Consider the following 12,064-nt stretch of genomic DNA (forward strand, 5'->3'; position numbering starts at 1 on the left):
TCTACACTAGTATTAGTTTGGCTATTTGGAGCCTGGATGTTTGATCAGAACGAACTGATCGGGATCGGCAGCACCCACATAACCCAGGTAACGCCTCTCACCATCTTCGCGAGTTACTTTGCACTCGTAGGCCTGGCCGGCTTCGGCGTACTGTCGTCCTGGGCCATGTTCCTGGGCATTTTCCGGCTTCGCCAGAACGGGAATTTTTTTGGTTCCCGAGACGGCAATGAAGCCTTTTTCTATCCGCTACGAGTAATCGTCGCCCTGACTCTTTGCGCTCCAGTCATTCCCGTTGCCAGCGCCGGGGGCCAGTCAGTTGTCCTTACGCCTGGACATAGCTTGATTGCAGGCATTGCAAAAAATGGCAGTAAATGGGGCGATGATGCGCAAACGAGCAGTTTCAAGCTCATGCATGCATACAACCTCTTTAACGAACCGAACTATGAAGTTTCAATTAATAGGCCTGAAGCCAAAGGAATGATTGTTAATTGGCTTCACTTAGCTACGGTTGCTACTGGTTATTACATACACAAAAACCCGACTAACGCTCTAAAAGACATCACTGCGACTCAGCTTGCAGTGATGCTCGCGGAAGGGGCTTGGCGCCGACAATACACGGATAGTTCAAAGCCTGGCTATTACGGTGCTTCCAGCACTACAGCCCCTTTTATCAACCAAATCCTGAACCACACAGCGATTCCATTGATTCCTCCGACTGATGCGATTGCCGCAGCGATTAAGCACAGCGACAGCAGCATCCCAGAGGATGTCGGCGAAGGCACCGTCGACCACGAAATGGGGTCAGAGAACTTCCTTTGCAAAGGTAGCGGCACATCGGGCTTCGCAGCCTCAATCGTGTGCTCCGATGAACAGATGGCGCTGCGCGTTACGAACGACAAATCCATATCCCAAGGCCTGGCCGCGGCACAGCGCCAGATGTGGCAACGAATCGTGCAGACGCAGTTCAGCCGACACATGGGCTTCAAAAACAACCAAGACGCAGAAGAAGCTAACGCACTCGCTGCAGCCAGCAAGACGTATCTTGAGAGCGAGGTCGATTGGTACATTGCTAATGCGCAATTTACCATTCGGACCGCAATAGCATCCCAACTCCTAGCCGAGTCGGAGCGATTCTTCGCCTCCCTGGAGGAATGGGGCTGGATGATGGGCGGAACCTTCGTCCTCCGCGCCGCGAACGATTTCACCAGGGCTCAGAGTTATGCTTCTGAGGGTACTTCGAAACTCTACCCAACCAGCGACCTGGCTGACCTCACCTTTGGTGACGACCTCACGAAGCTGACCATGAACAAGGTCGAGCGCGAATTGGAAGATAGCGGTGACTCTACTGATCTGACAGAGCTTCTCGGATTGGACATCCTAGGGAAGGATCCTTCGCAAGCTAACCTGTACACCGTCGCAGCCTTCGGCCGAGAGCTCGCAGGCACTGGCCTGATGTTCATCAGCGGCAGCGGCCTCTCCCGAATCGCAAGCAAAGGTAATGGCGGGATGACCAAGGCCCTGTTCATGATCGGCGTTGTCTTGCTGATCGCGGGGGCCATGATCGGATACGTGCTGCCGGTCGTCTTTGCGATCTTCGGCCTGATGGGCGTTATCAGCTGGCTGACCTTCGTAGCCTCAGCCTTTTTCGGGGTCACGTTATGGGGGGCTGCTCAAGCTGCGCCCAAGGGTGAAGAGCATTCGTCCCAGATGGCCGGCAAAGGCTGGAACACCCTCATCTTCATCGGTTTCTATCCAGCGCTTGCGGTAGGCGGCCTGGCGGCTGCAGTCACCATCACCAGCATCGGTCTGCCGATCGTCAATACCATGATGGCAGGGCTCTGGGGAATGATGGACAACGGCGTAGCAGATCTCAGTCAGCCTTTCGACGCGATCGCAGGACTGCTTATCGGCTCTATCATGATGGTGCTGCTCACCTGCATGCTCTTCTGGTCGGTGTGCATGACCTCCGCGTCCCTGATCACCAACTTCCCGCGGACAGTGCTGAACATGATCTCGTTCTCCGAACCAGGTTTGAACCCATACGAGAACACTGCTCAAGGCGTTATGGGAGGCGTCAGCGGCATGGTGAAAGCGCCTTTGTCGATTGCGACGCAATCTATTGTTCGCAGGATTGTCCAGCCAGGCGGGCCTCGATCCCCCCAAGGCGGTGGTGAGTAAGAATAAAAAAGGCCGCAGAAGCGGCCTTTCGTTTCAAAAACACTACAAGTACTCGCGAAAGAATAATGGATAATTATTCATTAGGGCCTTGTATACGCCTTGTCCATCTTCATGCAGGGTCGAGACCTTATATCCTTCACCCTTTGTATAAACGACATGTACTCCGTCAAGCTGCACCGCCGAAACGCCACCAACCTTGTGTGCACCGTTCGGCCTCAAATCCTCAATGTAACGTCCATCTATGTATAACGTATTGAAATAGAAGTGCCCTTTGCGCTTAACCACCTGATAGTGATAGACCTTACCGGGAAGGTTCTTTAACGGAGGAACATTTTCGTTAAAAAATTTTGTAGCCTCTTCGCTCCACACCTCCGGCCAGACTTCGCCACTTTTCTCACCGCAGCCTGCAAGAAAAATAAATGCTGCAACACAAATTATGGTTGTAACGAGGGCCTTGAAATTACTTTGGATGCTAGATTTTGTCATATCGACACTCCGAGATCTGTTAATCGAATGAATGAAACTAGAGCGTTCCGAAAGGCCAGAAATCAACTGGAATCATATCGAATAACAGCGAGCGTCCTATAGGACATTTCTTGATTTTGCCGCAACCTCCCTGTCGCTGCTCCTGGAGGTTTTGGTGCGCAGCTTTTGCTGCGAGGTACTACACGACTAAATTATCATACCGCTCTCAAATATACACAAGAGCATAAAGCAAATATAACGATGGCAAATACATATCAAGCAGCCAAGCCTGATATATAATCCGAACAACTAGCTTTCAAATGGCAGCGCAATGAATAATTTTGAACGCAATAATTCCCTTGATTTTATTAAGTGGATTGCACTGCTATCAATGATCATTGACCATGCCTGGTATGTCATCCCCAGTGAGTTGCAAGAACCTTTCCGGTGGATGCGTACAATTGGTCGACTTGCTTTTCCGCTCTTCTGCCTCGCGATCTCAGCGAACGTTTATCGCCAACCAGTTGGATATTCAGGTGGCTTGAATTATCTTGGGGGTATTTTCTTTTTTGCGCTTATCAGCCAGCAACCCTATTCAAGATTCTTCGAGGGGGATCATTTAAATATTCTTTTCACTCTCGGGCTTGGTCTTGTCATCACCCAAGCGATACATCACCGAAAGCCAACGCTCATCGCAGCCGGCATTACGGCACTGGTTATCGCCGTCGTTTACCGGCCAATTCTGAGCTTCGGCCTTTGCGGGGCGCTACTGCCGGCGGTACTGCTGCTCGCGATCCAAGCACGCTCAGAAGCGGCAGTCTCTGCTACCTGGCCACTCGCTGCACTACTTGCCGTTCTGGCAAACACCGGCTCAGGGCTCCTGCTGTGGACCGATCTGCCGGTTACCGCACAAACTGGCATCGCTACTGCCGCCCTGGCTCCGATTCTCGGCCTGGCACTACTTCAGATCCGCTTACGCCTGGTCTGGCCTGTCGGCACCTGGATGTACCCGATTTATCCGGGCCACCTGTTACTACTCGGCCTGCTCCCACTCGCCTGGGTTTAAGCGGCACAAGGACTAGTCAGCAACCTCAAAGCCAAGGACATCCAGCACTTTGTCTAGGGCCTTGTCGCAACCTTCAGCTAGATTAAAAAACTGCGTTCGAAAGTTGCCGTGAGTGGTGCGAGCCTCGCGGATTGCGACTTCCTTCTTTTCGTTCGTGGCGTGGCCGCGGATTTCAGTGCGTAGGTCATGGAGCTTTTTCAAGGGTGCCAACAATTGCTTGGCATCGGCAGGGCTCATGCCGCTTCCCACCAATATCTCGTAAAGCAACTTCAGGGAGCGCCACCCATCTTCAAGCACGCGTCCTTTCTCTTTCGCGGCAGCGCGCAGTGGTTTGTCTAGGAAGCCTTCAACCAGGACTTGATCGAGCGCCATGATTTCATCCCCCCATTCCTTGGGGGAGTCAGTTGCAGGTGCGAGAACACTGTCAATGAGCGCCTCACCTCGCGGACTCCACCATTCCGGTTGCCGCTCATCGAGCGCCCGGACCTTCGATTTCAGGGACCACAGGGGGTTGTAGTCGGTATTCCAATCGCCCTCAATGTCTGTCCGGTGCGCTCGCGCTGAAATCGTGCCCTTGGGCCATTCGTTGAACGTCTTCCAGTAAATCTGCTCTTCGTAGGGAAGCCGAGCGAGGTCGCCAATGTAGGCATGAACCTGTCCAGCGTCATTGATGTCATAAGACTTCAGATACCAGGCTCCGCGGCAGGTGATGCTGCGCTCTTCGAGCGTGTATTTTTCAGGATCGGCCTTGAATCGCTGCAGCACCTCCGGCCTGAAGAACGCTGGAGAGATGTGCCAGGGTAGGTCGCTATTCTCAAAGTAACTGACGATGTGGTTCGGGCTGCAAGAGGTTTCAACGTTACGGTCGTTCTTGCGGTCATAGATTTTGTATACCGCGTACTCCCGCTCCTCGTCTCCATCGCATTCTTTACGCCAGGCTTCTTCTTGCTCCGCCACGCTCACCTGCGACCGGACCACCATTGCACCATGAGCGAAGCTTGCACTCCCAGTAACGCCGCCGTGATAGAACAGGTCTTCTTCGTAGCGGTGATAGCGGCTCGCACCATTCCAGCTCCCAAAATTACTGGGGATGAAGCGTGTGAAATCGAATTTTAATACGAGGGCCATGTCCGCAAGCGCCATATAGTCATCCAGATCCTTGCGAAGGATTGTCACAACCTCGCGGCCTTCAAGGGTGTCAGGCATTTGAAGCGTCAAAATCCGAATCACATCTTCGATGTCACCATTCTTGTCGAGGCGGCAATACGCCTTACGCTCGGGGAGGTAGTGCACGTCAAGGCAGTGAACAAGCTTCTGGCTCAGCTCAATAGGCATGGGGCCTTTTTGCACCCCGCTCAGGTACCTGCGATGCACCAAGGGCTCACCGCCAGCCAGCCCCTTAGACTCGTTCCCCGGGAAAGGCGGCTCTAGGTACACGCGGTATCCATCTGAACTCCAGGACTTCTGAACCTTCCAGCTAGCGTCCGTGAAGAGAGACTGGTTTTGCAGGTCGCGTCCATCAGGCGGTGTGACGTTTGCCGTTGGGACGAGGGCTCCGACAATCAGCACAGATGGCGCTGACGCATAGATCACGATCTCGGCGGCCACAGCGTTGGCCTTCATGAATTGGACAGACTTCTCAGCCTCTGCGAGCCAGGAGGTTTCTTCTCCCGCAGGCGCAGTAGCGATTGCGATCAAGTCCTTCGATTCAAATCTGCGCATGTTGTCCCCTCTTTTTCGGACTATGCCACGTTCCAGTCATGGTGGTAGATGTCCGCAATTGGTCGGCCTTCGCCTCCAGGTCATCATCAATGCAATTGGCTGGTCAGTTTTCTTCAATTACACCACTCCCCTTTTGGGGGCTTTCACGCCGAAGGCGCACTCAAGCGGAGGCGCAAGCCTCTGCGCTGGTCAGCCCCCTTTATATGTAAATACATGTAATACATGATAAGGGGGGGCGAACATCTCTGGAACCCAAGTGCCGCGAGGCCTCCAGAAAACCCAAGGCGCAGCTAGTACGAACTTTTGCGCAGCTAGTACGAACTTCCGCGCAGCTAGTACGAATCTATTTCCTGGGTCGGCGCAGCTAGTACGAACCGTGTGGGTAAGTGCTCTCCCCCCATAAGCCCAAAGGCTTTCAGACTGGTTAGATGGAGTTTTTTTACAGCTCATTGAAGAGAGCACTTTCGCAGCTAGTACGAACCTTGTGGATAATCCCGCTCTCTTAAGTTTTTAGCGGAAACTGACGAACGGTAGTGGCATATATAAATCAACAACTTACGAAAATAGTGTTGCAGTAAAAATTTACTCGCGCAATCCCAATAATAAAACATTAACAATATTCAAAACATCGCCCTCATTGACTTGATAACTCGGTCTAGCAAAATGGACTTAGCCCCATGCAGTTCCGAGGAAAGCTCATGAATAATTTAAAGCGTCAAATCAAGCGCCAACCACTCTCAACGATCAGTGAAATCTGTGAGTACCTGCATATCGGTAAAACGACATTTTACCGACTATCCGCAACCCCAGGCTTTCCTGAGGCCATCCGCTTTAATCAGCGCGTAGTTCGCTACGATCTCGCAAAAGTGATCGATTTTATCCAGGATGACTCACTTAAAGAATCAGCTTGATTTCCCGGGCTTTGCTGTTATGAGTCGCCAAAGAAGTGCACATGCTCAAGAATCCAGACTGAATAAGAGTAATAGCTCCGTCTTCAGAATACTTCGAAACCATGCTGATAGACTGGCTTCGAACAATGAACTTTGTGAAGACTTGCTCAGAGAGCTGGAGTCAGGACTATTACCGCCGCTTCCCGAAACAATCACTATCCCCTCGTTACCGCAACGAGCCTCCGCGATGCCCACGAGCTGGGTGCGGACATCTCTATTTGTTAATAAGACGCAAACACAGGTCAAGTACTTGAGAAACCAGGTTCTTGAAAGCATCAACGACACTAAGATTGAGTTTACTGGCGAACAACTCAATATGTTCGACAATGATGTATACCTAGAAGTGATTCGCCTAGCTCTGAGCCGAGCACCAGGTGAACAGATACTATTCACCCGACACTCATTTTTACGCACTATGGGAATGTCTGGCGGAGATAATAACTATAAGGCGCTTAAAAATTCGTTGCAAAAGCTTAAGGCAAATACCATAACAATTGAGAACCTTAAAGCTGGCAAATCATTTAGCCTAATTGATGAGTTTTCATGGGATGAAAATATCGGCTATTGGTTTTCCGTCGGAAATGTAGTCATTGACATATTCTCCAGAACAGCTCTTTCGTACATAGACTTAGACGCTCGACGGATGTTGTCAAACTCTCTTTCAAAATATTTGCAAAACTACATGTCTGGTAGCACAGCAGGCGAGCAAGAAGTCAAAGTCCATAATTTAATGAGATTAAGCGGCACTACTAGCCAACTTAAAGATTTTCTTGGGAAAGGGAGAGGGCTCCTGAAAGCACTGGATGAAGTCAAGGCGGCTGGGCTGATCAGCAGTTACGCTATCAGAAAGAACAAGAATGACGAGCACGTTGTTACATGGATTCGTATTGCCCACAAAAACTCTAAGCGGGCTTTATAACTAGTCGAGTACCGCACTAAGAGCCGCTTCGAACCCAGCCATTGCTTTTGATTTTTCTGGTAAGTAGGCCTCTGGATTATTCCTATAATGCTGTCCAACTACACCAGTCTGACCATGGGACTGCAGCAAATCACTCAGCCGATCGTCTACACCATTGCGTTGCATGAGCTGCGCGCAGGTCCGTCGCAGATCTCTAGGCGTAAAGTGCGGGATTTGTTCGTCATCGATCTTTCCGTGCTTTGACCCGAGCCAATCCCTGATTGCGTGAGCGAAGCTGGTAGTAGCGAATGGCTTCTTCCCATAGCTCGTCCACGGCCATTCAAAACCGCCTGTAATCGCCTCAACCTGCTCAAGCAACTCCAATGCTCGATCAGTTAGCGGCACGAGATGAATTCGCTCAACCTCTCCTCGCCCCTTCCTATCCACCAGTCGCAAAGTCCGGTTTTCTTTGTCGTAGCTCGACCAGGGCTCTCGCGCGACTTGCTCAATCCGCTGCCCCCCAAGGACGATGACGAATTGGAATAGACGACTGATGACAGGGCCAATGCCGTCGGTTTCGGTAATCGTCGTCCAGAAATGCTTTAGCTCTGCATCTGTAAGTGCCCGAGTGCCAGGACGGCTCGTATTGGGAACCAACACAGCATCGACCGGGTTCGACTCCAGCGCATAATTTTTACCGCTGGAGCGGCCAAGGGAATGCTCAGCAGTCATTCCGTACTGGAAGGCGGCGCGCAGGAACGAACGAACTTTATCCGCTTGTCTCGTAGCCCCCCGGCTCCAGATTGTCTCTAGAACTTGTCGAACATGTGCTGGACGAATCTCTGCCGCGCGCAGGGCCAAAATACTCGGGTGGGCCTCAAGAAGATCGACCTTTAGAATGCGCTCATACTCACTAATCTGGTCATCTCGAACCCTCCCGCGACGCCCATCGACGTATTCGCGAAACAGCTCTTCGAATGAGCCCTGCACACGCAACGCATTGATTTCTCGCTCTCGCTCATTCCGAGCTAGTTCAGCCTGATTTTCGAGGTCCTCCAAGTGCGCCCGAACATCTCCATGCTCGACAGCGACCTTCGCCAACTCGCGTGCACGCTCCCGAATCTCGGGCAGAGTCAGCCCAATACCCCGCGCATTGAGCTTGCAGACCCCGATTTTGATTAAGCTGTCCTTCCCATCCAATCGATAGCGATAAAAGGCCATCGGCGGCGTCTCGCCTTGACGCTTAAAAATCAGTGACCCCATCCCCCGTCCCGGTAAGCTCTCGGTGAGCTTACCGGGACCAGGTTTCATCCCTCGGAGCTTTTGCTCGTTAACTGTACCGACCATTTTTGCTAGTCCCCGAAAGTCCCCGTTTCAGTCCCCATTTTACGCAGGACTCAACGGTACTAAGTGGAACCATACGGCACAAGAAAAACCGCAAAGGCTAGTAAAATCAGTGCATATACAATCCACACGGAACTATCAGAATCAATGAGGAACTATTAAGCACCTCCCTCATAATCCTTTGGTCCACGGTTCGAGTCCGTGTGGGCCCACCACCTTTAAAGCCGCGCGCTGCGCGGCTTTTCCGTGTCTACGACAAAATCAGCAGGGCTAGGCCAGCCCTGTGCCCATGTTTTGTATAGGTAACAAACAAGACTAGATGTCACGCCGACCTCACCTTCAGCGGCATCAAAGCAGCCTCCCACTCAAACGCGAGAGCCCTCACTACGTTGCCATATAGCGCGCCACCACCACGTTCAACTCGCGGCTCCGCTGGCGGTAGGTCTCAAGCACTTGCTGATACGTCTCTACGCTTGCGCCGGGTAAGGAGTACTGCAGGTCAAACGCTTCGCTGTCCATGGCATCCCACTGTGCGATCAAAGCCAGGTCTGGCTGCGCTTTCTGGCTTTCGGCATGGATCAGATAAGTCAGACCGGAGACAAAGAAATCAATCGTGTCCTCGACACTCTCCAACAACGTCAGGCATTGGCTGTGGGTCATTCCCTGCTCTTCAGCGCCCGGTAAAAACATGTTGCCTCCTTGCGACTCATCAGTGCCTTATGCGGGGATTGATCGAGGCTGTCGCGGCAACGCCTGATCCTCAAGACGACCAGCGGCATCGTCGCAGTCAGCGCCTCATGGAAAATAAAAACCTGACCGTTTCGTGGCCCAAGAGCCTTACGTTAGCGGTACCGCGCCCAGCTTTCGCGCAATGACGCCAACCCCATCTGCAGCCCTATTTCTCCCTAACTGTACCTAAGCCAACCCACCCGTGATTTCAGCGGGTTTACAGCCTATCCAGGCAAGTGATAATTCTTTGATCAACAGCTCAGGTACGTGTAGCCTGCGCACCTTTTATCGTACCGAGCAGGATGCTCCCTGCCTTCCTCGAATTACCAGGATGGTGACTAGATGCCAAGCCCAACCCAATCCTCGCCTTACTCCTTTGTCACCCTGTCCGGCAAGACCGAAACCGACGGGCTGATTCATGGCACCAAATGGGGCGGTGGAACCGGTAGCGGCACGAGCATCAGCTACAGCTTCCTGGGCCAAAGCTCCTATTTCATCGAAGACTACTCCTACGACAACGAGTACCTCTCGGCCTTTGTCCTGACCGCAGGTCAGCAGAGTGCGGCAATCCAGGCTCTGGCCGACTGGAGCGCGGTTGCCAATATCAGCTTCAGCAAAGTTACCGATAGCAGCACCCAGGCCGGCATCCTGCGCTTCGGCGGCTACCTGGATATGGGCGAGGATGCTGCAGCCTGGGCCTACCTGCCCGGTTCCGAACCGTCCGCCGGCGATATCTGGATGAGCCCGAGCACCGGCGCCAACCCAAAGCCCGGCGACTTCGACTACCACACCTTTGTCCATGAAATCGGCCATGCCTTGGGTCTGAAGCACCCCTTCGAGACCAGCGATCGAAACAGCGTATCCCTGGCTGGCGGCCAGTACGACGATGTGCGCTACACGGTGATGAGTTATACGGACCCCTACAGCTTCGAGCCGACCGGGCCAATGCTGTTGGATATAGCTGCCATTCAGCACCTGTATGGCGCCAACATGCAGTGGCAAACCGGCAATAACACCTATAAGTGGGATGCCACCAGCAGCGTGTTCGAAACCATCTGGGATGCCGGTGGTGTCGACACCATCGATGGCAGCAACCAGAGCAGCGCGGTCAAGATCAACCTCAATGCCGGCAGCTTCAGCAATATCGGCAAGACCTTCTGGGATGGCAGCGCCTATATCAACAACGGCCTGGCCATTGCCTACGGGGCGCAGATCGAGAACGCCACCGGCTCCGCATACAACGACAGCCTGACCGGCAACGCACTGAACAACGTGCTCAATGGCCTGGCCGGGGCCGACAAAATGACCGGCGGCAATGGCAGCGACACCTACTACGTCGACAACAGTGGCGATGTGGTCAGCGAGACCAATGCGGATGCCAGCAGCGGGGGCAACGACAACCTCTGTAGCTACCTGTCGTCCTACATCCTCGGCAGCAATATCGAGAACCTGCGCCTGATGAGCAGCGCCGCGGCCAACGGCACCGGCAACCTGCTGAACAACTACCTGTATGCCGGCAGCGGCAACAATATTCTCGACGGCCTCGCCGGCAGTGATACCGCCTCCTACAGCTATGCGACCCAGGGCGTTTCACTTAACCTCGGCATCACGACTGCGCAGGCGACTGGCGGCTCAGGCAGCGACACCCTGCGCAATATCGAGAACCTCGCTGGCAGCAAGTACAACGACAGCCTGGTAGGCAATAGCGCAGCGAACCGGTTGACCGGCAACGCCGGCAACGACACGCTCAACGGTGGCGCCGGTGCCGACAGCATGACCGGCGGCGACGGCTCCGATACCTATTACGTCGACAACAGCCAGGACGTGGTCAGCGAGAGCAATGCCGATAGCTCGCTCGGCGGCAAGGACCTGGTGCACAGCTACCTGGCGGCATACACCCTGGGTAGCAATGTCGAGAACCTGCGCATCCTCGCCACGGGCGCCGCAAATGGCACAGGCAATGCTCTGAACAACACGCTCTACGCCGGTAGCGGCAACAATGTCCTCGATGGCGGTGCGGGTGATGACTTGCTGGCCTACACCTATGCCAACCTGGGCATCTCCCTCAACCTGGGCCTGACTACTGCACAGGCCACCGGCGGCTCGGGTAGCGACACCATTCGCAACTTCGAGCGGATCAGCGGCAGCAACTACGCGGACACCCTTACCGGCAGCAGCGCTGCCAACAGCCTGTACGGCAATGCCGGCAACGACACGCTCAATGGTGGCGCCGGCAATGATCTGATCAGCGGCGGCAGTAACACCGACCAATTGAGCGGGGGCAGCGGTGCAGACACCTTCGACTTCGATGCACTCACCGACAGCGGCCTTGGCGCCCTGCGCGATGTGATCAGGGACTTCAAGCTCGGCGAAAGCGACAAGATCGACCTGTCCACCCTAGACGCCAACCTCGCCACCAGCAGCAACGATGCCTTCACCTTCATTGGTAGCAGTGCGTTCAGCAGCAATGCCAGCGGACAGCTGCGCTTCAGCAACGGCATTCTCTACGGCAGCGTCGATGCCGATACCGCGGCAGAGTTCGAAATCCAGTTGCTCGGCGTCAGCAGCTTAAGCAGCAGCGCCCTGATCGCCTGATTCGGTCAAGAGCCCCCTCACCACAGCGGCGCCAGCGGGCAACTTGCCTGGGCTGTGGCCAGGTGAGTGGGCAGCGATACGTGCCGCCCAAGTTACCCGGGACGCAGCCGATAGCCT

Annotated in this window: 9 protein-coding genes; 5 read left to right on the forward strand and 4 right to left on the reverse strand. The window is 53.8% G+C overall.

Features of this window, described 5'->3' with window-relative positions; all coding sequences use genetic code 11:
• Positions 1 to 36: 36 nt before the first annotated feature.
• A complete protein-coding gene (locus tag LRS11_RS02970; protein WP_260495437.1) occupies positions 37 to 2,178 on the forward strand; it encodes a hypothetical protein in 2,142 nt (713 codons plus the stop codon).
• A 42-nt stretch (positions 2,179 to 2,220) separates the two neighbouring features.
• Here the strand turns inward: LRS11_RS02970 and LRS11_RS02975 are convergent, their stop codons facing one another.
• Positions 2,221 to 2,664, reverse strand: a complete 444-nt coding sequence (locus LRS11_RS02975; RefSeq protein ID WP_260495438.1) for a hypothetical protein — start codon at positions 2,662 to 2,664, stop codon at positions 2,221 to 2,223.
• 310 nt (positions 2,665 to 2,974) lie between these two features.
• On the opposite strand from LRS11_RS02975, the gene LRS11_RS02980 reads away from it, so the two are divergent.
• On the forward strand, positions 2,975 to 3,709 hold the full coding sequence (locus tag LRS11_RS02980) for a conjugal transfer protein TraX (protein WP_260495439.1): 735 nt from the start codon (positions 2,975 to 2,977) through the stop codon (positions 3,707 to 3,709).
• A 12-nt stretch (positions 3,710 to 3,721) separates the two neighbouring features.
• Here the strand turns inward: LRS11_RS02980 and LRS11_RS02985 are convergent, their stop codons facing one another.
• A complete protein-coding gene (locus LRS11_RS02985; RefSeq protein ID WP_260495440.1) occupies positions 3,722 to 5,431 on the reverse strand; it encodes a hypothetical protein in 1,710 nt (569 codons plus the stop codon).
• Positions 5,432 to 6,129: 698 nt separating this feature from the next.
• Between LRS11_RS02985 and LRS11_RS02990 the strand changes: the two genes are divergently transcribed.
• Together LRS11_RS02990 and trfA are read left to right on the forward strand one after the other, a co-directional pair.
• Positions 6,130 to 6,342 (forward strand): helix-turn-helix transcriptional regulator, encoded by a 213-nt coding sequence (locus LRS11_RS02990; RefSeq protein WP_260495441.1) that lies wholly within the window; start codon positions 6,130 to 6,132, stop codon positions 6,340 to 6,342.
• The gene (gene trfA / locus LRS11_RS02995; RefSeq protein ID WP_260495442.1) at positions 6,317 to 7,300 is read left to right on the forward strand and encodes a plasmid replication initiator TrfA; all 984 of its coding nucleotides are present in this window, start codon (positions 6,317 to 6,319) and stop codon (positions 7,298 to 7,300) included. Before LRS11_RS02990 ends, trfA begins: the two co-directional genes overlap by 26 nt.
• On the opposite strand, the gene LRS11_RS03000 is transcribed toward trfA, so the two are convergent.
• Positions 7,301 to 8,542, reverse strand: coding sequence for a tyrosine-type recombinase/integrase (locus LRS11_RS03000; RefSeq protein WP_260495443.1), 1,242 nt, complete (start codon positions 8,540 to 8,542; stop codon positions 7,301 to 7,303).
• Positions 8,543 to 9,007: 465 nt separating this feature from the next.
• The gene (locus LRS11_RS03005; protein ID WP_260495444.1) at positions 9,008 to 9,313 is read right to left on the reverse strand and encodes a hypothetical protein; all 306 of its coding nucleotides are present in this window, start codon (positions 9,311 to 9,313) and stop codon (positions 9,008 to 9,010) included.
• Positions 9,314 to 9,694: 381 nt separating this feature from the next.
• Between LRS11_RS03005 and LRS11_RS03010 the strand changes: the two genes are divergently transcribed.
• Positions 9,695 to 11,947 carry a M10 family metallopeptidase gene (locus LRS11_RS03010; RefSeq protein ID WP_260495445.1) on the forward strand — a complete coding sequence of 751 codons (2,253 nt, stop codon included), beginning with the start codon at positions 9,695 to 9,697 and terminating at the stop codon, positions 11,945 to 11,947.
• Positions 11,948 to 12,064 lie beyond the last annotated feature (117 nt).

It is taken from the genome of Pseudomonas sp. J452 (genome assembly GCF_024666525.1).
GTDB lineage: Bacteria > Pseudomonadota > Gammaproteobacteria > Pseudomonadales > Pseudomonadaceae > Aquipseudomonas.